At 33.1% G+C, this 26,773-nt stretch carries 13 protein-coding genes; 5 read left to right on the top strand and 8 right to left on the bottom strand.

Annotated elements, in window-relative coordinates; genetic code table 11:
- From ACKTST_RS04755 to ACKTST_RS04745, 3 genes are all read right to left on the bottom strand, one after another.
- On the bottom strand, positions 1-10,585 hold a 10,585-nt coding region (locus ACKTST_RS04755; RefSeq protein ID WP_408046589.1), incomplete at its 3' end, for a beta strand repeat-containing protein.
- 195 nt (positions 10,586-10,780) lie between these two features.
- Complete coding sequence (locus tag ACKTST_RS04750) at positions 10,781-12,610, bottom strand: PorP/SprF family type IX secretion system membrane protein (protein WP_408046588.1); 1,830 nt, start codon at positions 12,608-12,610, stop codon at positions 10,781-10,783.
- A gap of 6 nt (positions 12,611-12,616) precedes the next feature.
- Positions 12,617-14,800 carry a T9SS type B sorting domain-containing protein gene (locus ACKTST_RS04745; protein WP_408046587.1) on the bottom strand — a complete coding sequence of 728 codons (2,184 nt, stop codon included), beginning with the start codon at positions 14,798-14,800 and terminating at the stop codon, positions 12,617-12,619.
- A 268-nt stretch (positions 14,801-15,068) separates the two neighbouring features.
- Between ACKTST_RS04745 and cmk the strand changes: the two genes are divergently transcribed.
- Positions 15,069-15,758, top strand: a complete 690-nt coding sequence (cmk, locus tag ACKTST_RS04740; protein WP_408046586.1) for a (d)CMP kinase — start codon at positions 15,069-15,071, stop codon at positions 15,756-15,758.
- 10 nt (positions 15,759-15,768) lie between these two features.
- Here cmk and ACKTST_RS04735 read toward each other — a convergent pair whose 3' ends face one another.
- Positions 15,769-17,433, bottom strand: a complete 1,665-nt coding sequence (locus tag ACKTST_RS04735; protein ID WP_408046585.1) for a sodium:solute symporter — start codon at positions 17,431-17,433, stop codon at positions 15,769-15,771.
- A 132-nt stretch (positions 17,434-17,565) separates the two neighbouring features.
- Positions 17,566-18,324, bottom strand: a complete 759-nt coding sequence (locus ACKTST_RS04730) for a DUF6503 family protein (RefSeq protein ID WP_408046584.1) — start codon at positions 18,322-18,324, stop codon at positions 17,566-17,568.
- Between the two features lie 1,508 nt (positions 18,325-19,832).
- Here ACKTST_RS04730 and ACKTST_RS04725 point away from each other — a divergent pair.
- From ACKTST_RS04725 to ACKTST_RS04715, 3 genes are all read left to right on the top strand, one after another.
- Positions 19,833-20,057 (top strand): hypothetical protein, encoded by a 225-nt coding sequence (locus ACKTST_RS04725; protein WP_408046583.1) that lies wholly within the window; start codon positions 19,833-19,835, stop codon positions 20,055-20,057.
- Positions 20,058-20,337: 280 nt separating this feature from the next.
- Complete coding sequence (locus ACKTST_RS04720) at positions 20,338-22,146, top strand: tetratricopeptide repeat-containing sensor histidine kinase (RefSeq protein ID WP_408046582.1); 1,809 nt, start codon at positions 20,338-20,340, stop codon at positions 22,144-22,146.
- Entirely contained in the window at positions 22,136-22,819 is a 684-nt protein-coding gene (locus tag ACKTST_RS04715; protein ID WP_408046581.1) for a response regulator, read from the top strand. Before ACKTST_RS04720 ends, ACKTST_RS04715 begins: the two co-directional genes overlap by 11 nt.
- 42 nt (positions 22,820-22,861) lie before the next feature.
- Here ACKTST_RS04715 and ACKTST_RS04710 read toward each other — a convergent pair whose 3' ends face one another.
- The gene (locus ACKTST_RS04710; RefSeq protein WP_408046580.1) at positions 22,862-23,392 is read right to left on the bottom strand and encodes a GNAT family N-acetyltransferase; all 531 of its coding nucleotides are present in this window, start codon (positions 23,390-23,392) and stop codon (positions 22,862-22,864) included.
- Between the two features lie 53 nt (positions 23,393-23,445).
- On the bottom strand, positions 23,446-25,353 hold the full coding sequence (gene acs, locus ACKTST_RS04705; RefSeq protein ID WP_408046579.1) for an acetate--CoA ligase: 1,908 nt from the start codon (positions 25,351-25,353) through the stop codon (positions 23,446-23,448).
- A gap of 77 nt (positions 25,354-25,430) precedes the next feature.
- Here acs and ACKTST_RS04700 point away from each other — a divergent pair, with 77 nt between their 5' ends.
- The gene (locus ACKTST_RS04700; protein WP_408046578.1) at positions 25,431-26,192 is read left to right on the top strand and encodes a sulfite exporter TauE/SafE family protein; all 762 of its coding nucleotides are present in this window, start codon (positions 25,431-25,433) and stop codon (positions 26,190-26,192) included.
- Here ACKTST_RS04700 and ACKTST_RS04695 read toward each other — a convergent pair.
- Positions 26,189-26,659, bottom strand: coding sequence for a Dps family protein (locus tag ACKTST_RS04695; protein ID WP_408046577.1), 471 nt, complete (start codon positions 26,657-26,659; stop codon positions 26,189-26,191). The two genes, ACKTST_RS04700 and ACKTST_RS04695, sit on opposite strands and share 4 nt — an antisense overlap.
- Positions 26,660-26,773: the final 114 nt, after the last annotated feature.

Genomic DNA, 26,773 nt, shown 5'->3' with positions numbered 1-26,773 from the left:
AAATATCTATCTCGGTATTTTCTCTTATTGTTACATTCATTGGAGTATCACATCCGTTATCTCCTACTGCTGTAATCGTATATGCTCCTGCTGGTAAATTACCAAAAACTACTGTTGTGTTTGATGATACTCCGCTAGCTCCATTTGGATCTGGACTAATAGTATATGTCAATGGTAAAATTCCGTTATCTGTTGGTGTTACAGAAATTTCTCCATCTGAACTTCCAAAACAAATATCGTTAACCGTTACTGTTGGTGTAAATACTGGTCTGATTTCTGGTTCAATAAGAATATCTTTTGAAACTGAACAAACTGGTGTTGCTCCTAAATCTCTAACCGTTACTGTATATGTTTGCGGTGTAGCGTTGGCACTAGGAATTGTGATTGTAAACGGATCGCTAGTAATAGCAACATTTGCCGCTAATGCACCATCAACTGAGCCTGAAATATCATATTCATAATTACTTGTTGCTGACCAATTCACTAAATCTACCGTTACAACTCCATCAGGTGATGCTGAACAATCTACTTTCTTAGTTTCTACTAATGAGAAGTTTACATCTGGATTTATTGTAATATCTGTTGGAGTTCCTGCATCACATCCGTTAGAATCTACAACATTTACTGTATAAGTATCTGCAGGTAAATTACTAAACGTATAGGTGTTTGCATTTAATGTTTGTGTATTCGAGTACCCTAAAGTTCCTGTAATGCTATAAACATATGTACCTGTACCTCCGTTTGCGTTAACCTCTATGCTTCCATCTACTGATGTATCACAAGCATTATCATTCTCTACTACTGTAAACGTTACTGGGTCTGGATTCGCTACTGTTATCGGGAATTCTGAAACTCTACAACTAATTGCTTCTGCAATATTTACTAAATCACCATCTCCATTTTTATCTCTAGCAACAACTCTATAATCTCCTGGTTCTACATTAGTAAATACATTATTTGTGCTAAATGTATATCCGTTGTAAGCAACACCTGGATTAGATACTAATTCAAGCTGATATACATAACTTCCCCAACCACCTGTTGCTGTTGCTGTAATAGTAGCATTATCAGCATCAAAACAACTTATAACTGGATTAACTACAGCGGTAACATCTAAATTATCATCTGGTTCATTAATAGTGAAATTAGCTGTTCTTGCTGTACATGTATTATTAGGCGCATCAGTTAAAGTAGCTATAATATAATACGTTCCTGAAGGTAAATTATGAACATCTGTTGGTGCTATAACACCTACATGAGGTACATTTAGACCTGTAATTCCTAAGTCTATAGATGTATTTGTAGCTGCATCATATAATTCAAAATCATATTGTCCGCCATACGGGGTTGAAGAACTAAACTCTAAAACTACCTTACCGTTTTCAGCATCTTTACAACTTTCATCTTTTACTTCAGTAATTAATAAATCAAATTCAGGTGCATCGTCTACCGTATAATACGTTACTATTTCACAACCTGTAGTTGGATGCGCTATTGTTATTTGATAATCTCCAGTTGGTAAATTATCAAAATCTCCAGAAGCTACCGCATTTTGTGTAGTTGCAGGATAAGCATTTCCATTAATTCCTTCAATGGTAATATTAGCAGCTGTACCTAAGGTAGATGTATAGTTAACTGTTATATCTGCTCCTGCACTACAGGTAATAGCTGTATCAAGATTAATATTTGTAAAAGTAAGTGCATCAAACGGATCAATATCAGTAGAAACATTTCCTGAACATCCTTGATCGTCGTATACTAAAATATCAACCGTACCTCCAGCAGTATTTGTAGTTGTAAATACTGGATTGTTTGAATCTTGTGTTTCTGGTGTTCCAGTTACTGGTGTATATGTAAATACATAACGAACATAGTTACCAGAACCTCCAACAGCTCCAGGAACTGTTACGGTAGCTACATCCGGTGTATTACCAGAGCTACATCCAAATTCATCTACTACTGGTGCAGTAGGAACAATCTGCGCATACTCACCAATAGTTATATTGTTAATTGTAAATGTACATCCATTAGCAGCTGTACCAGTTACCGAATATGTAGCTGGTGGCAAATCAGAAATTACATTTCCTGTTATTGTACCAGCAATTGGACTGATAGAATAACTTGTTGGTTCTGCTCCGTTAGTTATAGGAATTAACGTAATTGTTCCTGAATTATCGTTAAAACACAGACTGTTTTCTGCTACATATGTAAAATTAGGGTTTACAGGATTTTGGACTGTAATTTGTTTTACATCTGAACACCCTGAAGTTACATCGGTTACAGTTACATTATGTACCCCTGGTGATAACGAGCCTACTGTTACAGTAGTTGCAGGTGAATTTATTGTTCCTAAAGAACCTGTATCAAAACTATAATTATAATTTCCTCCTGTACCAGAAGTTACATTTATAATTACTTCACCGTCATTACCAGGTATACAAGTAGCATTATCACCTAATTGTAAGTTAAAGTCGATATCAGGATAAATTGTTATTCCGTTTTGAGAAGCCTCACAACCGTTCGCATCTCTTACTACCATATCATAATTACCAGGAGTTAATCCTGTAAAAGTATAGGTTGTATTGCTTGTTGGAGCTGTAAACGTAGTTCCTCCATCGTTTGAATACTGATATGGTGGTGTACCTCCTAAAGCCACTCCGTTATTACCTGTAATTGTAATTGTTTTGTTTACATCACAACTACTTGTTGTAATATCTCCAGCTTCTAATACTGGTCCTGAAATTAATGCTAATGTAACTGGTCCTAAATTAGTAGTACAACCATTCGTATCGGTTACTAACACTTCTACATCAACAGAGGTTACTCCTCCTAAAGTAGCATCATCTACTGTTATTAAATTTCCTGAAAGATTAAACGGAACTGTATTTGCCGGCGTACCTGTTTCATAAGCTGAAACTGTGTAAACGTATCCAGGGAAACCACCCGAAACGTTTTCGATTCTAACTGCTCCATCAACACTACATGTAATATCATTAAGGGCATTTAAATTTCCTTGAATTGGTGTTCCTTCTTCTACAACTACATCTAAACTACCAAATTCGCAAACTGGTGGTCCTCCTGTCGTATTTGTGAGTATAATATAATAAACTCCTGATGATAAACCTGTAGTTATAATATCTGCAAAAAGATTCTGTGGTACATTAGTATATGCTGCTGATACAGGAGATCCTACATTAGTTATTGGATCTCTTTCATATAGAGTCCAAGTAAAGTCATTATTTAAATCTCCAGAAGAGTTATCTATCGAAAATGTTATTTGTCCATTAGAACTTCCATTACATTGATTGTTATTTACCGTAGGAGTAATTGGAACTGTAGGGGTAAAATCTGCATAAAGATCTTCATTATTTCTTTCAATACAATCATCAGAAGGGTCAGCTGTCCCTTTCGTGTCTCTAACAAAAAATTCATACGTTAAACCTGGTGTTAAGCCGGTAAAAGTATATGTTCTGTCTGGATCACCAAGTGTTCCATTATTAAGTGCATCAGGCCCAACCCAACCAGAAGGAGAGTTAATGGCAAACTCAAATACACTAGTTGAACCACCTCCTAATGCTTCAACAGTTACTGAAAAACCAACTGAACAATTACCTGGGTTTGCTATAGGATCTACAATTAAACCACTTACGTTGAATGCTATTTCGTACCTTCCATAAGAAACTAAACATAATGTATTTCCTGATCCATCGATAGTTTGTAATGCAGGAAAAACCACATCTCCTGAATTTAAACCTCTTATTTGCCCATTAGTAGATGAAAAATCAACCCATGTATTTCCGTTATCTAAACTATATTGTAATGTATTAGGTAAATAATCAGTAGGGTTAACATTAATAAAGTTAAAACCTGTATTAGCTGGATCTACAATACAACTAGAAGGTAAAACATCCTGTATATCAACTACAATTGCTGGTGGATTCGTTAACGTAAATGTGAACGTATCCTGACATCCTAAATCATCTGTAATAGTAATTGTATATGAATCAGGACCTAAGTTGTTAAAGTTGAAATTGCTACCAGTAAAATTACTTATTGTTTCAACTACAGCACTTGAACCATCAGTTAATACAATTGTATGTGGTGCTTGTCCTGTATTTGCCACTATTTGTCCATCAACGCTACCTGTATCTCCATTACAAGTTGGTTCGTTAACGGTAGCAGTAATGTCTACAGGAGTTGTTGTATCAATTATTACATCTTGTACAATGTAAATACATCCTGCATCGTCTCTTACATATACGTCATAAGTATTAGGCGCTAAGCCAGTTATTGGATTTGTTCCGCTATATGCTCCTGCTCCTGAACCATCAGGAACAACTGAAAACTCATAACCTGAACCTGAACCTCCTGTTGGATTAACTAAAATTTCTCCTGTAGCAACACAACTCGCATTGGTAGGTGTAGCTGTTGCAAATAATTGTGGATTAATTGTTGCTGTACCGTCTGCAAAACAACCTCTTCCATCTTGTACTCTAATATTATAAGTCGCAGCTCCTAATCCTGAAATTGTAAACGGATTGGTACTCACAGGTGTATAATTAACACCTCCATCTAAACTGTATGAATAATCACCATTTCCTGTGTTAACGGTTATTTCTATTTCTCCATTAGTGCCATCATAACATTGTGGTACAGGAGTAAAAGTAACATCAGCTTTATCAACTACCGTAATAGCAAACGGTGCTGATGCACACCCTTGTGAATCTGTTGCTACAACTGTATAATCGCCTGCTGCAACATCTGTAAATGGTGCTGTTGTTGATACTGATCCTCCTAAATTATCAAATAATTCATAATCGTATGGTGCTCCATTTCCTCCATTAGTATCTGTTATCGATATCGTTGCTCCTGTTGCTGGATCACACGTAACCTCTTTCGTTACCTGTGCTACTACTGTTACTGGGGTTGGGTCTGTTAATGTTACTGATGCTAATGGTACATCACATCCTGAAGTTACTCCTGCTGGACGAACTTGAATATTGTGTGTTCCTGCTGAAAAACCTGGAATTGTAAACGGATTAGCTCCTGAATTTGTCCATGTTGTTCCGCCATCTGTAGAATAATCAAAAGATGCCGGTGCACTTGATGGGAATGAAGCTTCAACCGTAATTGTTCCGTTTGAATCCCCAATACACACAGGATTTGTTTGTCCTGTTACTGCTGCTGTAAACTGTTGATTAGGCTCTACATTTACATTTATATCTACCGAACAATTGCTACCATACGCTACCGAAATGGTATGTGCTCCTACTGGTACGTTTGTAAATACATTATTTCCAGTTTGAATAGTAGTTCCTCCATCTAAAGTATATACGTAGCTTGCATCTAGTGGGGTTACTGTTATATCTCCTGTTCCATCACAGTTATATGAAACTGAACTCGCTAAAGTAGGTTCTGTTGGTAAATCTGCAATAGTTACTTGGTTTAAGTCAAGTGGACATCCATTAGCATCTACTACTCTAGTATCATAAGTTCCAGGATTGATATTAGAAACCGTAGTTCCTGCTATTTGTACATAACTTCCTGAACCTGCTACGGCATAAAAATAAGTATACCCTGGTGTACCTCCTGACGGAGCTGTAAACGTAATTGTTCCTAATATAGTTCCTGTTGGACTACACATTAAGTCTGTTGCAGCTGCACTTCCTCCTGTTAATGCTGGTGGAGCTGTAATTGTTTCATTACTTACTGGTGAAGTACATCCGTTAGCATCAGTTACGCTTATTGTGTAATTTCCTGCTGCTAATCCTGTAAATGTATAATTCAATCCACTTCCTGTTTGAGCAGGAGGTGTTGTTGGTCCTGTAACAGTTACCGTATAATCTGCTACTCCATTTGCTACTGTAACATTTATAGTTCCTGTGTCTGCATTACAATCTGGCTGTACTGTTGATGTAGTAATTGTTGGATCTACTATTTGATTTATTGTTATTGTACTTGAATATTCACAATAATCGGTACCGCCATTTTTATCTCGTACACTTACATTATAAGTTCCCGCTGGTATATCTATAGGACTAGTTGTATGATTTGTTATAACTCCTGTTGATGTATTTTCTACAACAAATACAAAGTTACCATCACCTCCACTTGGTGTAATTACAATTTGACCATCATTACATGTTGCACTTACTGGAGTAATCGTTGCTGTTACCTGTGGTAAAATAGTTGCTGACTGTGTATCTGTACACCCTCTACTATCTAAAACAGTTACATTATATGCACCATCTGTTAAATTTGTAAATATGTTTGATGCTTGCCAAGTTGTACCTCCATCTAAACTATATGAGTACCCTCCATTTCCTGAGCTTACATTAACAGTTAACGTTCCGTTTGTACCGTCATAACATAAAACCGGAGTAACATCAAAAACTAAATTGGTTATTGCATTAACCGTAATAGCAAACGGTGCTGATTCACATCCTTGTGAATCTGTTGCTACAACTGTATAATCGCCTGCTGCAACATCTGTAAATGGTGCTGTTGTTGATACTGATCCTCCTAAATTATCAAATAATTCATAGGTGTATGGTGCTCCGTTTCCTCCATTAGTATCTGTTATAGATATCGTTGCTCCTGTTGCTGGATCACACGTAACCTCTTTTGTTACCTGTGCTACTACTATTACCGGGGTTGGATTTGCAATAGTAACAGTTCCTATAGGTAATGTACATACTGCTATAGATGAGCTATTTGGACGTACTTGAACGTCGTATGTTCCATCTGCAACAGTTACAACAGTTGGATTACTTGTGGTTGTCGTCCAAGAAGTTCCTCCATTTGTAGAATATTCATAAGAAACTCCTCCGTAATTAGAAGCATCAATAGTTATTGTTCCATTATTGCTATTAAAACATACATTTGGTGTGCTTCCTGTAATTGTAGCCGTAAATTCGTTTCCAGCAATAACATCTACATTAATAACTTCATTACAATTACTACCATAAGCCACTGAAACTGTATGGGCTCCAACTGCTACATTGTTAAAAATCCCTGTATTATTTGAATCCGCACCTAAGGTAAAAGTATAAGTGCCTGCAGGAGTTGTAGTTATCGTAACATTTCCTGTTCCATCACAATTATAAGTAACAGAACTAGACAAAGTAGGTGCAGCTGGTAAACCTGCAATGGTTACATCATTTAAATTTATAATACATCCATTAGCATCTACTACTCTAGTATTGTAAGTTCCTGCTGTAAGACCTGCAACCGGATTAGAAGTTGCAGTCGCATAATTTGTATCGGTACTTAATTTATATTCATAAGTATAACCTAATGTACCTCCTGATGGGTCTGTAAAAGTTATAGTACCAAAAATTGTTCCTCCAGACGGATCACATTCTAAATCTGTTGCCGCAGCACTACCTCCTGTTAACTGGGTAGGCTCGCTAATTAGAAGATTAGGAATTTCATATAAACATTGGTATGAACTTTTTGAAGCTCTTATATAAACGGTATAAGTTCCTGGTAAAAGGTTGTCAAATACTCCTGTAAAATTCCAAGTTGCATTATCAATACTATATTCTACTGAATATCCTAAATTATCTCCATTAACTCCAACATTAATAGTTCCGTCATTATCACCAAAACAAGTAATATTAGTTTCAGTATGTGTGAATTGAAGTTCAGGTTCTACAACTACTTCAATAGGACCCGATATTGTATAACAGTTATTATGATCTATTACAACAAACTCATATGTACCTTCGCTTCCAACAGGCACTGTGTAAGTATAAGTATTAGTTCCTGAAGTTAGTTGAGCAGATAATGGAATAGCAGATATATCTGAATATAAATCTGTTCCATCTATTGACCAAATAGCAAAAGTGTATGAGTTTCCTGATGTAGTATCAATAGTTCCGCCATTAGCTGTTAATTCAATAATTCCTGGTGAGCTACCATTCTCACAAGAAATATCTTTCGTTTTTATTGCTGAAAGCGTTAGTTCAGCAGGCTCATTAATTGTTACAGTAGTAGATGCAGAACATTCTGCTGTAGATACTGACATTGTATAATCACCTCCATCATTTACTGTAAACTCATAACTATTATCAGTAATACTAACTGGAGATCCTATTGTATTACCAGCTGCATTTGTTAACGTATAAGTATAAGGACCTGGTACATTTTTAATTTGTGCTCTAATAATTGCTGGTCCGTTAGCACATAACATATCTTCAGTTTGTACTTGTAAATCTATATTTAAAGCACCTACGTAAATTAAATCAAATGAGTAAGTACAAGAAGCTCCTGGTTCAGAAGGATTTAAACGCACTGTTAAATCATAATCTCCTGCTTGCGTAACTGAAAACACATTACTATCTTGAAAATCAACAAAATAACCATCGGTTGCCGTACCTGGAATTCCACTTAAACTATATTGATAAGTTGGTGGCACATTGTTAATTGTAATAGTACCTGCATTACCACAAATAATTTCGTCAACAACGATTTGAGGTGTTAATGTAGCTTTGTAAACATTAAAATAATAGCTTCTAGGGCATTGACCGTCGTATAGTACATCTAAACGATATTCACCAGCATCTGTAAAATCTTGAGAAAGTTCACTATTCCCAAATTCATTCCATGTACATGCAGTATTTACATTAGGACATCCTTCTTGTGTTTCATCATCACAAGATGCTTCATCTAATTGAAACCATCTTACAGTTGTAGCTGAAGAAGGGTCAAATGGTAAATTAATAGTACGCGTATCTCCTGTACATAAATACATTTCGGCTAACTCTAAACCATTATTAGCACAGGTTAAAACCTGATCTGCAAATGACGTTAATGGATTAGGTTCATCATCATAAGAAATTACATGTATAGTTTCTGTTTGCCCTATACATCCTACTGGTGCAACTCTAGTTACAATATAAGTACCTACCGCAGTAGCCTCGTAAGTTTGGTCTGTACCAATAACAACACCAGGATTTGCAGCATTTTCCCAAGAATAAGATATAAAACCACTACCTGCTACTAACGTTGTGCTAGCACCACAAATTATTTGATTTCTTTCAAAGGTACATCCATCAGCATCAATTAAGAAGTTAGAAGCTCCTACTACACCAAAACCACAAGCATCTACATCTGCAAAACTATCTTCATTTTCTATAACGATACCTGAAACTACTCCCTCATAATTTGCGGCAGCTTGATTTTCAATTACGTTAGAACACACATCTCTTAACTGAGTACAATCAGGTGCTACTTGAACTCTTAATCGAATATGATAAGCAGGATCTTCTTGTTCTACATAACCATCAGGTATAGAAAAACGTAATTCTCCTCTAAATTCGTTTGCTGCACTTGGCTCTTCATATGTATAGGTTACACCTGAAGGTAAAATAATGTCACTTTCAATTAAGTATACATTTTTTGGTAATCTATCAATTACTACGGTATTGGTCGCATCATCACTTCCTATGTTTTGAAAACTTATATCATACCATAGATAATCTCCAAGAGACACATCTGTACCTCCTAAATTATTTGAACCTTGACTAACACCATCGTCAATAGTTTTAACCAAACGAACTTCTGGTTCAATAACCTCAACTGATAATCCTAATAAAAATGGCCAATAGGTATCTCCTTCAGAAGAAAAACGCATTACACCACTTGTTTGATTATTACCTATTAATGTATTACCTGGGTTATTTAATTCAAAAAAATCTACATCTAAACCAAGTGTATTTTCACTATCGAGGTTTCTACCTGATAAATAAGCGTCATTAACAGTAATTGTACTATTAAAAAAGTTATCAGTATCATTAAGACTCGGAGTACTTAATGCTTGAAAATTATTTGAAGTATCTTGTATTTGAAAGCTATCTCCGTCAATATTTACATCCCCTTCAAGTGTAGCAATTAAAAAGTTAGCTCCTACTTGACCAGTTGGTATGGTTGTAAAACCAGAAAATGGTACATCATACTCCCCAGCACTTCCATCTGATTGTAACTTAATTGTACTAAAACCATCAAAAACAAAAAACTTTTTTCTTGATTCAGTTTCATTCTCATAGATTACCATTAAAACCCAACCTGCTGAAGAACCTAGACTAGAAAAACCTGGAATTTTATCTTTTCCTATTGTTGCTTTAATATTAGCTCCAAAATACACACCATTAGGATCGGATAATCCTTGTACTAAACTAGTTACATCTTTATAGCACACATAAGGTTTTTCTGTAGAAATCCCATCATCATAAATGATATTGTCAGCAGTTATATCTAAATAACTTGCTGCACCAGGAAGTTTAAACTTCATGGTATTAAAATCACTATCTCTTGTATTTGCACCCCCTTTTTCATCCCAATGATCATACGGATAAATAGCTGCCCAATATAAGCCTGCATAAGTTACTTGAGAACAACCAGGTAACGTTAGTGTAGCACTACTTGACGAAAATGTTGATGCATCTGAATCAATATCAACATAATCCATGTATTTATTACCATTATCGTCATTATTTCCTTTACCATCAAAAGCAGTGTTTACAGATGCAGCTCCAGAACCTTGACCACTTCTGTTCAATGTATTATTTGCTATGAAAGTCATATTCCCTTTTAAAGAATATTCCGCTCTCAAACTAAAAGGTGTGTCCGCTTTTCGTTCACCCTTTTGCATTCTTCCTTCGCTTCTTTTCTCTTGGGACTGCAAATAAGAAAACTGCAGTAAAATTATAAGTAGGGTAATTATTCTTTTCATAATATTAATTGGGGGAATTAATTAATCAAGTTCTTCTGTTATATCTTATTTTATTTGTACGATTGTTTTTAAATCGTAAAATGCGCCATTTAAGTTTGTATTATACATCTTAATAGCTTCCTCTCTATCGTTTGTTTTGAAAATATAGGTATGCATAAAACCTGTTTTTGGATTCACAAAGTAACCTGCATCTATATCATCATTTCGTAACTCATCTACATTTCTATCAGCTAAAGCTTTACTACCATTTACATATACCTGTAAATAGTACCCTGGCTCAACACCTTCAACCTCCATAACTCTTACTCTAGCTGGTGGTTGCGTTTTAGGTTCTTCATAACTACTTGTAGAGCCTCCTAATGTAATCTTCATTACATAAACTGGATCTTTAGTTGCCTTATCAACCTTAATAGTTGAAGCATCCTTTTTGTCATCGTTCTTCTCGAATAAACGTGTTTTATCGTTAAAATCTTCTTCTTTTTCTATGGCATCTTCTTCTTTCGCAAATCTATCTATATATACATAGTACCATTTCTCATTTGGCTCAAACACATACTTAGCTTCTATATCTAATCGTTTCCATTTATCTATTAATGCTTCTGCATTTTCTAAACTTCTAAACTTATCTGATATTACATAATACATTGTACCACCGCCACCTGAACGTGTAATTGTACTCTTACGCCAAGGTGTATCAGTCCTCCTTCTTATTGAAGTATCTTTTGCTTGAACAGTATCTCTAATAATTACGTTATTGGTAACTGTTTTTGGAACTGGTTGATTTTTTAACAATCGTAACACCTCATCTATCTTCTTATTCAATACGTTAATAGAATCTTGCGCTTGTTGTATTTCATCTGATAAATCATTATGCTCAGGATTCTTGTATTCTACTTCTTGTTTTGGTGCTCTTTCAGGTAAATTTACATTTACGTTACCCACTCTTCTTTTTGGACGCTCTCTTGTAAATGATTTTTTACCAAAGTTGTAAATCAACCCGATTTCGTTAGTTGCAGCAAAACTGCTTTTTTCATACGAAAACCCAATTGACAATTTCTCTGATAAATTTACACCAATTCCGGCAGAAATCCCATAAGTTTTATCATAACCTGCTTTTAACCAGCCTGCTTTCGGTAAATCTACTATTGCATTTGCACCATAACCAAACTCTCCTTGACCTGGTTTTCTTACCAAAGCTAACAATCGAATATCTGCTCCTTCAAACAAACCAGATGCGTAGGTTAACTCATGAGAATACATTAAATGTCCTGAGAAAGTTTTTTCGCTAAAAGAAGTAGCCATCTCACTTTGCTTCATGTTAAAGTCTAACAAGTTTTCAAAGAAAACACCAACATCAAACTTACCAACCGAAAGTGTTACTGCTGGCTGAAAGTTTACTACTGGTATGTCTTGATAATTTGCAATTTGAGGTTCTGGTTCTGTAGAATTTACCTTAACTCCGTCGGCGCTTCTTCTACTATACAAAAAGTTAAAACCAAAGGTTAAATCCATGGTTTCATTTAACTGCAAACGGTGCGCATAGTTTGCTAAGGCACCGAAATCTTTAAATACTCCTACTTCTTGTTGGTAAACTGCTAAACCAGCTCCAACGTTTTCCCGCATCTTTCCGGAGTAGGTTACTATGTACAATCTGGGATTATCTTCAAATTCAACATTACTATTCCTGACTATTGCTGATATTGAAGTTTTATTTTCTCGCAAGGCTGAAAAGGTAGGAACCGTTAAAAAACGATTAAACTTCATAAAGTTTCTAGAGCTAAAACTATTGTATTCCTGCTCACTACCTGAAAATTGTGCTTGTACAACAAACACATTTAATACTATTACAATAAATAAAGTAATTTTTTTTACCATCTATATTTAATCTATTACCGATATTGTTCCTGCTTTCATCAGCTTTTCGTCTTTAACAATCTTATAATAAAAGATTTTTTGATTGCCCAAATTTTGCGTTGGCCAATCGTTTTTATAATCGGTTGTTTTTAATATTTCTTTTCCGTTTGAATCGTATAATATCACCTCAACATTTGGTTGATATGCGTATGAATTTGACAACTTCCATGTATCGTTAAATCCATCTTGATTTGGCGATACTATGTTAGGAACTATTATTTGTCCATCTGGTTCTACCACTTCAATAGTTTTTACTACCGAGCAATCTCCTACTTTTGCAAACACAGTATAAAAACCTAAAGAAGTTACTGTTAACTGTTCTGTTGTTGACAATAATGCTCCACTAGTATCTTCACCTTGATACCATTCGTACGATTCTCCTCCTGATGCTATTACTATTTCTGACCCTCCAGCTTCTAACACTACCACTTCTGATGGTGTTACTGTTACTGCTGAATCATCAAAAGGAACTACCACTATAGGAGCTAATTCGTTATCACATCCAAAACCTGAATATTTTAACACATATTCACCTACTTCGGTTACTTCTAACGTTCTTGGATCAGCTGGTGTAACATCATCGGTTCCATCTTTAATCCACTGATACGTATAACCCGAAATAAAATTATTTATTGTGTAGGTTATAGCTGTTGGTAAACATAATGAATTTGAATTTGATGAAGAGATTATTTCTGGAGCTTCTATCACTTTAATATCCAACTCATTAGAATCACTATTAACACCTACTACACCTGCATTTAAAACATACGTACCGTTATCTAAATACGAAGAAACCGTATATTCATTGGTTGTTGCACCTGAAACCGGTGTTCCATCTTTTTTCCACTGATAACTTAACATAGCTAATTGATCAGCAGTTAAATCGTATTCATTATCATCTGTTGCTATTACCTTTACTCCTACTGTACTTAATTTAGCACTCGAAAACTTACAATCTTCATAATCTGGCTCAGTTCTAATTGTTGGTGTAAACGATTTAACCCCTAATAATGTATAGTTTTCAGAATCTACTACAGCATCACAGCTAGAACCTGTACTTTGTGTTACTCTCGCATAATATATACCAGGGTCGGTCGCATTCATACATGGTTGTGTTCTTGCTGCTAACGGAACATCATCTTTATACCATTGAATAGTTCCAGAAGAAGCATCGTGTGTAATACAAAGCTCAATGGTTTCTCCTGGTAAAATAACTCTTGTTAACGCACCACTTGTATTTACATTAAATCCTGCTGTAGTTTTAGGCTGTAACTCTACATTATCAGAGACCGTTGTACATTCTTCTGCTACAATCTCTAAACGGTAGGTACCAAACTGTCCTGTTGTTGGTGTATCATAGATTGGAGAATTTGAAGACTGCACCAACGTGTTATCTTTATACCAATTATATGTTAAACTAGAATATGAAACACTCGCTTCAAATTTATGAGATTTATCTCCACAAATTTCCACTGGCGACGAATCTTTTATCTGACTATCAGACGGTGTTAAAATAATAACAGGCATTGTTATTGAATCTTTATTCCCACAAACCCCATAATCTATCTTAACTTGATATATTCCAGATTCTGAAACTGTCAACTTAGGATCCTCAGTTGTTATAAGAAAAACATCATCTTTAAACCAATTATAAGCCCCTTTTTGATCTGTATTTAAAAATAACTCTACTGATTCTCCTTCACAAGCAACAACTTGCTCGGCAAAATCATTAATCGCTAATGTTGCTGTAGAAAATTTATAAGCCTCGAATGAAGCAGACTCTGGGCTTATCATCGCTGGCGATGTAGAAACTAATCGAATTTTATAATTAGCTCCATAGGTATCATCAGGTAATTGAAAAGAAAAAACAAAAGAAAGAGTTGGCGATTGATTTTCTGTAGTAACAGATCCTAAATTAGTTGGAGAACCCCAGTTACCATTGGCATCCGATAACTCAACAGTAAAAACATTGTCACTATTAAACCAAGCTGTATATTTAAACGTAACAGAAAAGTCTAATTGATTTCCACTACAAGCTTCCCCTCCAAATCCTAACTCAGGTGTTAAGAGCGTTTGAGAACTTACACTTGAGTTTACACAAAAGAGAAATATTGCTAAAAGTACTAGTATGCTTTTAGTATTTTTTTTCATTTAAGGGATCCTTTAGGGGACGTCAAATTTATAGTTTTTCTTAAAAAAAATATAATTTACATCAACAAAATTAATAGCGAAATATATGAAATCTATACCGAACACACAACTAAAGTTCTTGAAACCAACCTCGTACACACAAAAAACAAAAAACACAACAAGTAACCTCTTATAAATCAAAAACTTAAAAAGTGTTAAAACTCAGCACACAAAGCCTTGTTAGATGTTAGAAATCTACCGTATCTTTGCTTTCCATTTTTAACAAGTCATGACAAAGAAAATCACCATAGCCATCGACGGTTTTTCGTCAACAGGAAAAAGTACTATTGCCAAACAATTAGCTAAAGAGTTAGGATACATTTATGTTGATACTGGCGCTATGTACAGAGCTGTTACCTTATACGCGATGCAACAAAAGTATATTTCTGAAAATCACTTTAATTCTAGTCAATTAATTGCTGATTTACCTGCTATTTCTTTATCATTTACTTTTAATGAAAACCTTGGTTTTGCTGAAATGTTTTTAAACGGAGTAAATGTTGAAAAAGAAATTAGAAGTATCGAGGTCTCTAAACTAGTTAGTAAAGTTGCTACAGTTTCTGAAGTGCGAAAAAAACTAGTAAACGAACAGCAAGAAATGGGCAAAAATAAAGGAATTGTTATGGATGGTCGTGATATTGGCACCGTAGTTTTTCCAGATGCTGAATTGAAATTGTTCATGACTGCTTCTGCCGATAAACGTGCAACTCGCCGTTACAAAGAACTACTAGACAGAGGTGACAAAGTTAATTACGAAGAAATTTTACACAACGTTCAAGAACGTGATAAAATTGACTCTACTCGTAAAGATTCTCCATTAGTAATGGCTAACGACGCTATTGAGTTCGATAATTCCGACATGGGACTTAAAGAACAATTTGAGCGTATTATGAGTTTGGTAAACGATAGAATACAGTAATCTATAACATCTAATTTCTTTTAGACAATCCTAATTGAATAAGTACAGCTAACAACATTACCAAACCACAACCTAAAGCATTTAGCCATAAATATGGCAACCAATCTAAATACCAAACAACAATAATTATTAATTGGGTGATAATTGCTGCAATAAAAACGGCGTTACCTTTTATAAATTTAAAGAAAAATGCTAATAAGAATATCCCTAATACATTTCCGTAGAAAATAGAGCCTATAATATTTACAAGCTGAATTAAATTATCAAATAAATTGGCGACACAAGCTACAAGAATTGCTAAAATTCCCCATCCTAAGGTGAACCACTTAGAAATACTAACATAATGTGCTTCTGAATATTCTTTAGTTACGTTTCGTTTGTATAAATCAATAGCAGTAGTACTTGCTAACGCATTTAATTCGGATGCTGTTGATGACATTGCTGCTGATAAAATAACCGCTAACAACAATCCTATCAATCCTTTTGGAAGATTGTTTAAAATAAAATGAATAAACACATAGTCTTTATCATTCGTTTCAACTTGAGCATCTGCTTGTGTGATAATACTTTTAGCTTCCTCTTTTAATAATTTATCCTCTTCGTTGAACTGTTGAAGTAGAACTACATTTTCTTCATTTAACCCCTCAAAAATTAAAGCTTTTTTACCTTCTTCTATACGTCGGTGCTTTTCCTCTAACTGAACATAAGCCGCAATAGTCTCTTGATTTGAATTAGCTATTGCCTCTTCTGCTTTCGGATTAAAATTCAATGGAGATGCATTAAACTGATAAAACACAAATACCATAACCCCAACTAACAGAATAAAAAATTGCATAGGCACTTTTAACAATCCGTTAAAAATCAATCCTAACTGACTTTCTCTAACCGATTTTCCAGATAAATAACGTTGTACCTGACTTTGATCTGTTCCAAAATAAGAAAGCATTAAAAATGTTCCCCCTAAAATACCTGTCCATACGGTATAACGATTATTTAAATCCCAAGAAAAATCTAAAACCTGCATTTTATCAGAAGCTCCAGCTATTTCTAAAGCTTTTGAAAAAGTAATTCCATCAGGTAAATATTGTAAGATTAGATAAAACGCAATAAACATTCCTGCGAAAATTACCGCCATTTGCTGTTTTTGTGTTACACTTACCGCTTTCGTACCACCAGAAACTGTGTAAATAATTACCAACAATCCAATAATAATATTCAAAGTAATTAAATCCCATCCTAAAACTGCTGACAAGATAATCGCTGGCGCAAAAATGGTAATTCCTGCTGCTAATCCTCGTTGAATTAAAAATAAAATGGCTGTGAGTATTCGTGTTTTTTTATCAAATCTTCCTTCTAAATATTCATAGGCTGTATATACTTTTAGTTTATGATAAATAGGAATAAACACTAAACAAATAATTACCATAGCAATTGGTAATCCGAAGTAAAACTGAACAAACCCCATTCCGCTATGAAAAGCTTGTCCAGGTGTAGACAAAAAAGTGATAGCACTCGCTTGGGTTGCCATTACCGACAAACCAATTGTCCACCATTTAGTTTCGCTTCCTCCTTTTATATAATCTTCAACATTTTTACTTCCTCTGGTTTTCCAAACACCATATAAAACAATAAACAATAAAGTTGCAGAAAGTACAATCCAATCTAATGCTTGCATAGTTTAGTAAGTATATATGTTAGTAATTATATAAAAGAACACAATGTACAATACATTTGCTAATAACACCAAGGTGTATTCTTTTTTCCATATATACTTTTGAGGTTGCATAAGTTAGTTGATTTTAAGAGTTTATTGATTTGGTTTTTCAAAAAAACTACCCGCCAATGATGCTTGACTGATTAAAGGTAGTGAAAATTGAATTGGATCACGTGCTGGTTCAGTCGGATTACCATTGTCGTCTTTTTTGTACCAAGTTATTGATTTTGGCAATATAAAACCGTTAACATTTTCCCAATCATTATATCGAATCAAATTAGCCTTTTCAGACGGCTTCTTAGAAAAGTAAGTAACCGTATATCCTAACCAAGCCATTTGCTTGGTTTCAGGATGATAATACAGATAATAATTATCATCTGGGGAAGTACCGATATTAGCTTCGTAAGAAATTTTTATTCCTAGATAGCTCATACCTTCAAACTCTAAAGGTTTTGCTTCTGAATAAATAATTCCATCGTCTGCTAATACAAATGGCATTGCGTAAAAATAGAAATATAAATTGTGGTAAAACTCCTTATTTCCTTTAAAAACATTTGTATCTTGTTGATGTAACCAAATCTCTTTCCCATCAAAACCTAAAGAATAATCTTTAGCATTGACAACAGTTTTTCTTGAAGGTAAATCTACTATGTGCTCTTCATTGTTTACTCCAAAAGAAAGTGTTTTAGCTGCTCTCCAGCTTTTAATTCCTCCATGTTTTTCAAACACTTCTCCTAAAGCAACTGGAAAATTTTCTTCTACTTTTTCTTCTTTAACAACTTCTTTTTTGGCTTCTTGCTTACATGCCAATACAACTAATGCTGTAGTAATTAATAAAATTAATTTTCTCATTGTTCTTTTAATGTTTTAAACTTGGTCGAAACAACTGTATAAAATTACATTATTTCATTGCTTAAAACTTTAAAATTAAAACAAAAAAAAAACGCCTCCCCTAAGACGTTTTAATTTTTGTGTAGTTTTTACTTGGTTAGTGTAAAATCATTTTGTTTTCTTTTTTTAGCAATTTCCCCCGAACGACGAAAAACTTTTAGCTTTTCGACCTTATTACTAAGGCTTTAAATTTTAACCAGGTCAAAAATACTAGGTCTATTTTTAGCATCGGTAAGTGAAACACTTACTTTTGGTAAGTGTTTCACTTACTTTTTTAGTTTTTTTCTAAATAAAGGGGTGCATATTTTAAAAAAATGAGATATGTCATAGAATTTTAACTTTTTCTTTATATTTGTTTTTAAATGAAACCAAAAAATTTACATATAAAATTACAGTCTTGTACAGGAGATGTTTCTCTTTACAATTTCCGTGGAGCAATTACTGCTTCAAACCGGAAACGGACGATATATGTGAGTTTTTTATAATTATGAACATAATAATTACTAAATAAATTACAGTAAAAGCGTCCAAATGTACATTTGGACGCTTTTTTTATAAATTTTTAATACAAATGTTAAGTTAACAACAAACATACAAACATTGAGAAGTTTAAACCGTAACCAATTGAACTACAAATAGTTTAAAAACTCCTAATTTACCTGATTAATTTCGGGCAGGACTCCTACTTTCTTAATCTTACCTAACTAATTGATTTTCAGTAAAATAAACATGAAAATGTTTTATAAACATAAAAATACTTTATATATTTGTATCATAAATAATTAAGAAATAATAACATTAAAAAACAACTATTATGAAGTTTACAATAGACAACACTTATATGAGAAGTTTACCAATAAGAGGTGTTAAATCGAGCTTTAGAATGGAAAAAGATGTTTTTAGTATTCAACAATATGTTATGATCTGTTAGCGCAGCAGTAACTATTATTATAATATATACAAAAGCATCTTAATTTTAATAAGATGCTTTTTTTATCCTATAAACAATCTTGAAAAAGAGGTGAAAAAATTTGGATAATTCGTTAATTTTTATTATATTAATAGGACAAAATTGAAGAAAGATGAAAAAATTAAAATTGCACATTCTAAACGAAAAAGGACGTTTACTCACCCAAAAGAAACGCTTACTAAATTTAAATTCTTTAATGCAAAAGTTAGAAGTATTTTAGAACTAAATCAACTAGCGTTATTCTAAAAAAATTGAAACGCTTCCTTATTTAAGACAATGTAGAATTTCCTGAAGCCTGTACTCAATAGGCCTTAGTAGTTATGTCTTCACGGATTGGTTTTCAACACCAACCTAATTCTACAAACCACCTGAATTACTCGGGCTGGATGGATTTTGTCTCAACCTAACCGTTGAGGAGTACAAATCAAATGTATCAATCAACTATATGCTGCAAAATGTGGCATGGGAAATTATTGTCAAATATTTAAAAAATTGAATTATGAGAACTTTAAAAACTATACTAATTATGAGCATGTTACTAATCTTAACTACAAGTTGTACAGACTTAACTGAAGATTTAGTACCTAACACAACAGAAAATACTGAGTTAACTATGTCAGTAGATAACACAATCCCTGATTCTCCAGATAACCCAGACAATCCAGATAACGGAGATACTGGTGGAGATGGAGACGGAAGTAATGATGGAGGAAAAGGTAATTAATCTTACCAATCTATAAGCCTTTAACTGATGTTAAAGGCTTTTTTTTATAGATTTGCTTTTGATTAAAAAAAACATTATCAAAAAGCTTCTTCTATATTATCTCCTATTATCATTTAATTTTATTGGGAAAAGTCACGCAGACAATTTTACCCAATCTGATAGCTTACAAATCTGGATTAATCAAGCAAAAAACAAAAAACTTGAAGTTTATAAAAGAAAAAAAATACTACTCAAATCATCCTACTATATTCAAAAAAAGAAATTAAACAAACCTCTTTTATTGAGTTCAATAGCTTACGAATTTTATACTTTAAAAGATACTTCAAACTTTTTTAACATTAATAATAAAGCTATAAAATTATCAAAAAAACTATCAAATAATTATGCTTTAGGAGATGCATATTGGAATTTTGCTACTTATTATGTAAGAGGTGAAACATATAATGAAGCCTATCATTATTTTAATCAAGCTTTAAATTATTTTGATATCGAGAAACATAAATTTGAATCTGCTAAAATCATCTTTGGAATGGCTCGTATAAGAGGTTTTTATAGAGATTATGCTGGCAGTGAAAACTTAAACATTAAAGCTATAGAACTTTTTAAAGCACTAAATAACTACAAATACCTTTACATAACCAACAATCATTTAGCATTATTATTAACTGACATAGGAGAATTTGAAAAAGCACTAGATTATTACGACAAATCAATAGAATACATAAATAAACTAGACGACTCAGACGAAAAAAAATCATATTTAAAAACTGTTTCTAATAACAAAGCATTAGTCTTTACTAAATTAAAAAAATACAATAAAGCTCTAAGATTGTATAATCAAATAATAAGTGATAAAAACATCCCTATTAACAAATATGCTTTATATCTTAGTAACAGGTCCTATTGCAAACTTTTAGCAAATGATACAATAGGTTTAAGGTTAGACTTTTTTAGAGCTTTACATCTTAGAGATAGTATTGGAGATAAACTTGGAGTTTTAACAACTAAAATTCATATATCAGATTACTTTAAACATGAAAAAGACACAACAAATGCTCTTCTTTACGCAAAAACAGCAAATACTTTAGCAAAAGAATTAAACAATGGAGGAGATTATCTAACTACGCTTAATCAATTAGCAAATCTAGACCCTAAAAATTCAAAAAAATATTTAGATCGTTATATTGAGTTTAACGATAGTTTAATTAGTGCAGAACGTAGAACCCAAAATAAATTTACTCGTATTGAATTTGAAACCGATGAATATATAGCTGAAACCGAGCGTTTAAACCAACAACGTATTTGGATTCTAGTGACCAGTTTTGGTGGTATTTTAATTTTAAGTTTATTATACTTTTTACGTGTGCAAAAAGTCCGCAACGAAAAACTACGTTTAGAAGCCGAACAACAAAAAGCCAACGAAGAAGTATATATTTTAACCTTACAACAACAAGCTAAATTAGAAGAAGAACGCGTTAATGAACGCAACCGAATTTCGGCAGAATTACACGATGGTATTTTAGGAAAACTATTTGGAACTCGTGTAAATCTTGGTTTTTTAGCTATGGGAATGCAAGCAGAAACTCAAGAAAAACATCAAACTTTTTTAGATGAATTGCAAGACATTGAAAAAGAAATTAGAGATGTTTCTCATAAATTAAGCGATAATTTTGATAGCTCAAACATCAACTTTACCAATATTCTTGAGCAATTATTAAAAGATAAAAGCAATATTGGTAATTTTCAATATCAATTTAACATAGATAAGAATATCGTTTGGAAAGATATTAACGAAATAACAAAAGCAAATCTTTATAGAATAATTCAAGAAGCTTTACAAAATATTATTAAGCACGCAAATGCAAAAAATGTTATATTAGACGCTTCAATTGCACAAAAAGAGCTAATAATTTCGTTACAAGATGACGGAATTGGTTTTAACACCAACAAAAAGAAAAAAGGAATTGGTTTAAAAAACATGAAAGCAAGAGTAGAACAAATTGGAAGTCAATTAGAATTACATTCGACTGAAAATAAAGGAACTACTCTGGTTATTAAAACCCCCTTGAGTAAAAAAGATGAAAATTAAAAAGTACAACGCTCTTATTATTGATGATCATCCATTAATTTCTGAGGCTTATAAAAGCGCTTTTAGCTTTTTAGAGAATCAAGAAAAAGATGTTTCTTTTCATATAAATACTGCCAATTGTTGCGACACTGCAAATGTGCTTATTGAAGAATTTTCTTCAACAAATCAAAATATTGATATTATTTTCTTAGATATTAGTTTACCTCCATCAAAAGATGGTAAATTATTATCGGGTGAAGATCTAGGTTTGTTAATTAATGATAAACTTCCCAATTCAAAAATTATCATTTCAACCACTTTTAATGACAATTATAGAGTTCACAGTATTTTAAAGAATATAAATCCTGATGGTTTCTTGGTAAAAAATGATATTACTCCTGTAGAGTTGGTTATGGCGATTAAAGAAGTTCTATCTGAACCTCCTTATTACAGTAAAACTGTAATGAAAATGTTGAGAGACCAAGTAATGAATGATTATTTTTTAGATGATTTAGACCGAAGAATTCTATATGAACTCTCTATGGGAACAAAAATGAAAGATATGCCCAATTTAGTACCGTTATCTTTTGCTGCCATAGAAAAAAGAAAACGAGTTATTCGAAAAATGCTAGACGTATCTAGCTCTGAAGATAGAGAATTAATACTTACTGCTAAAGAAAAAGGATTTCTGTAACGAAATCCTTTTTCTCTTTTAATAAATCAATTCTAGTATTTATTATTCATTAAATTCTTTTGGGTATTCAACTATTCCACTAACATTTTTTAATCCATTTTCGATAAGTTCAATTGCCATACAATTCTCTTTTGGTACTTCAAATGGTAATTCTATTCCAAATTCATGTGCTTGTTTGTAACCGAATTTGGGATAATACTTTTCGTGTCCTAAAAGAATAATTGATTTATACCCTAATTCTTTAGCTATTTTGTGTGATTCGAGTATTAATTTTCCTCCAATCCCTTTTCCTTGAAATTCGGGTAAGACTGAAACTGGCGCTAAAGCTAATGAATTGAATTCATTTTCCTTATTTTTTATTTTTAGTTTTGTGGTTAAAATATGTCCAACAATTTTCCCGTCAATTTCCGCAACAATTGATAATTCAGGAATAAAGGCTTTTGACTTTCGTAATCTTTCAACTAAAAACTGCTCTTTATGGTCACTCATTTGTTCAAACTTAAAAGCCTTTTCTATTAGATTGAATACAGCTTTAAAGTCTTTTGACTCTTCTTTTCTTATGGTAATTCTCATTTCTTTTTATCCTTTTTTTTGCGTTTCATTCCTTTACATCACAACAAGTCATACTACAATCTATTATCAATAATACTCTGAACTACTTCTGGATTTAGAAGTGTAGATACATCTCCTAAATTATCCAACTCATTATGTGCAATTTTACGTAAAATGCGTCGCATAATTTTTCCTGAACGCGTTTTTGGCAGACCAATTGTAAATTGAATTTTATCCAATTTAGCTATCGGACCAATATGTTCTGTAATTATTTGATTGATTTCTTTTCTTAAATTATCATGATTTCTTCCTTCACCAACATCTTTTAGAATTACATATCCGTACAACGCATTTCCTTTAATATCATGTGGAAATCCCACAATAGCACTTTCAGCAACTGCTGGATGTTCGTTAATTGCATCTTCTATAGGAGCTGTTCCAAGATTGTGACCAGATACAATAATAACATCATCTACTCTACCGGTGATTCTATAATAGCCTACTTCATCACGTAAAGCTCCGTCACCTGTAAAATACTTGTTTTCAAACGTTGAAAAATACGTGTCTTTATAACGTTGATGATTTCCCCATATAGTTCTAGCCATTGATGGCCAAGGAAATTTCACACACAAACGACCATCAACTTGATTTCCTGTTACCTCTACTCCATTTTCATCCATTAAGGCTAATTGTATTCCAGGTAATGGTAACGTTGCATACGTTGGTTTTGTTGGTGTTGTATACGGTATAGGAGAAATCATCATCCCACCTGTTTCTGTTTGCCACCAAGTATCTACAATAGGTGATTTTTTCTTTCCTACATTGTCATTATACCAATGCCATGCTTCTTCGTTAATTGGCTCTCCAACAGTTCCTAACACTTTTAATGATGATAAGTCGTATTTATCTACAAATTCTAACTTTTCTTTTGCTAAAGCTCTAATTGCGGTTGGCGCTGTATAAAACTGATTGACTTTATGCTTCTCAACAATTTCCCAAAAACGACCAAAATCTGGATAACTTGGTATTCCTTCAAACATTACAGTAGTAGCTCCATTGGCTAATGGACCATATACTATGTAGCTATGACCTGTTATCCAACCAATATCTGCAGTACACCAATACACATCGTTTTCTTTATAATTGAACACATTTTTAAACGTGTAGGCTGTATAAATCATATAACCTGCTGTGGTATGCATCATTCCTTTAGGACTTCCAGTAGAACCCGATGTATATAGAATAAATAACGGATCTTCTGCGTCCATAATTTCTGGTTCGCATGCTGTTGATGCTTTATCTAACAATGGTTGTAACCAGTGATCTCTACCCTCAACCAATTGAATATTAGAATTAATCCTTTTTGCTACTAAAACAGTATCAACACAAGAACAACTTTCTAAAGCTTCATCTACAATTCCTTTTAAATCAATCGTTTTATTACCTCGATAAGAACCATCAGATGTAATTACCATTTTTGCTTCACAATCGTTAATTCTGGTTGCCAATGCTGTGGATGAAAATCCTGCAAATACTACTGAATGTATCGCTCCAATACGAGCACAAGCCAACACAGAAATAGCTAATTCTGGAATCATAGGTAAATAAATACAAACTCTATCTCCTTTTTGTATTCCGTTTTCTTTTAACACATTGGCAAATTTGCAAACACGCTCGTGTAACTCTTTGTAAGTTATGTGCTGTGCTTCTTCATCAGGATTATTAGGCTCAAATAAAATGGCTGTTTTATCTCCTCTAATTTGCAAATGACGATCAATACAATTTTCAGTAATGTTTAATTTTGCTCCTTCAAACCATTTTACTTCTGGTTTTGAAAAATCATAACTCAGTACATTATCCCATCTTTTTCTCCAGACAAAATGCTCTTCAGCAATTTCTTCCCAAAATAGTTCAGGATTTCGAACTGATTTACGATATACTTGAAAATATTCTTCTAAATTTTTTATATGATAATTACTCATTTGGCTAGCTTATTTTTAAAAGTGAACTAATCTACAAAAAAACGATTAAACTTAATTTTTCTAATATATTTGAGGTAATGGAAATTCTGCTTGAAACACTTACCTTAAATTGGCACATTATAAGTTTATTCTTAATTATAGCCATCTTATATTCTTCTGTAGGTTTTGGCGGAGGCTCAAGTTATTTGGCTGTTTTAGCTTTAACGGGAATTGTTTACACTCAAATACGATCAACTGCTTTGTTATGCAACATTATGGTCGTTTCTGGTAATGTTTTATTATATCTTCAACAGAAACAATACAACTGGAAAAAAGTAATTCCGCTTGTACTATTTAGTATTCCTTTAGCTTTTGTTGGTGGATATTTACGAATTAGTGAAACTTTCTTTTTTATACTTTTAGGCAGCACACTTCTTTTTGCTTCAATTACGATGTGGCTCTCAAAAAGGATTACAAATTCAATAGAAATTAGTGTACAAAAAAATGCTACTTATGGTGGAGTTATTGGCTTTATTTCTGGTATGGTAGGTATAGGCGGAGGTATATTTTTAGCTCCTCTTTTGCATCTAACCAATTGGGACACTCCCAAAAAAATAGCAGCAACTTCTAGCTTTTTCATTTTAGTAAATTCAATAAGCGGGTTAATTGGTCAATATACAAACCCTGAATTTACTATTGATTGGGGGTTAACTTCCGTTTTATTAATCACCGTTTTTATAGGAGGTCAAATAGGTAGTAGACTAAGTAATAAACTATTTAGTCCTATTCAATTAAAAAAGGCAACCGCTGTATTGATTGCCTTTGTAAGTATTCGAATTTTAATTAAGTATCTTTTTTAACCCAACCAAGCATTCATCATCCATACTGTTTTTTCTTGTTCTGAGATAAAATCACTCATCATAGAATTGGTTCCTTCATCGTCAGCTTCGTCAGATAATTCCAATATTGAACGTTCTATTTTTAATAATTCTGATAGAGAATCAACCACCAACTTAACCGCTTCAACATCGTTTGAAATATCTTTACCCACAGGTACTTTTGATACACTTGTATAATCTTCAAAAGTATGTAACGGAACTCCTTGTAAGGTTAAAATTCGCTCTGCAATCAAATCCACTTTTTCTTGTGCATCGGTATAAAACTCTTCAAATTTCATATGCAATTCAAAAAAGTTTTTCCCTTTAATATTCCAATGTAACCCTCTTGTATTTTGATAATATCCTTGAAAACTAGCCAACAATACGTTTAATTCATTTACTAATTCTTTTGTTTTCTGTTTATCTAATCCTAAAATTGTTGTCGTCATAATTTACTGATTTGTAGTTATTTTCTTTTACCACAACAAATTTATTGCAAGTTTTTATCGTTTTACTATAAAGGTAATTGATTGTTTTAATATCTTTATCGAAAATTATTATAC

The organism is Tenacibaculum crassostreae (assembly GCF_964512405.1).
Taxonomy (GTDB): Bacteria; Bacteroidota; Bacteroidia; order Flavobacteriales; family Flavobacteriaceae; genus Polaribacter; species Polaribacter crassostreae.
The sequence above is the reverse complement of the archived record's forward strand: the minus strand, read 5'-3'. Positions and strand labels throughout refer to the sequence as shown.

What these genes read in the sequence shown, in the direction of transcription:
- ACKTST_RS04735 (WP_408046585.1), bottom strand. Translation starts at nt 17,433, where the DNA reads ATGCAAGCATTAGATTGGATTGTACTTTCTGCAACTTTATTGTTTATT.
- ACKTST_RS04700 (WP_408046578.1), top strand. Translation starts at nt 25,431, where the DNA reads ATGGAAATTCTGCTTGAAACACTTACCTTAAATTGGCACATTATAAGT.
- ACKTST_RS04715 (WP_408046581.1), top strand. Translation starts at nt 22,136, where the DNA reads ATGAAAATTAAAAAGTACAACGCTCTTATTATTGATGATCATCCATTA.
- ACKTST_RS04725 (WP_408046583.1), top strand. Translation starts at nt 19,833, where the DNA reads ATGAGAACTTTAAAAACTATACTAATTATGAGCATGTTACTAATCTTA.
- ACKTST_RS04730 (WP_408046584.1), bottom strand. Translation starts at nt 18,324, where the DNA reads ATGAGAAAATTAATTTTATTAATTACTACAGCATTAGTTGTATTGGCA.
- cmk (WP_408046586.1), top strand. Translation starts at nt 15,069, where the DNA reads ATGACAAAGAAAATCACCATAGCCATCGACGGTTTTTCGTCAACAGGA.
- acs (WP_408046579.1), bottom strand. Translation starts at nt 25,353, where the DNA reads ATGAGTAATTATCATATAAAAAATTTAGAAGAATATTTTCAAGTATAT.
- ACKTST_RS04710 (WP_408046580.1), bottom strand. Translation starts at nt 23,392, where the DNA reads ATGAGAATTACCATAAGAAAAGAAGAGTCAAAAGACTTTAAAGCTGTA.
- ACKTST_RS04745 (WP_408046587.1), bottom strand. Translation starts at nt 14,800, where the DNA reads ATGAAAAAAAATACTAAAAGCATACTAGTACTTTTAGCAATATTTCTC.
- ACKTST_RS04695 (WP_408046577.1), bottom strand. Translation starts at nt 26,659, where the DNA reads ATGACGACAACAATTTTAGGATTAGATAAACAGAAAACAAAAGAATTA.
- ACKTST_RS04750 (WP_408046588.1), bottom strand. Translation starts at nt 12,610, where the DNA reads ATGGTAAAAAAAATTACTTTATTTATTGTAATAGTATTAAATGTGTTT.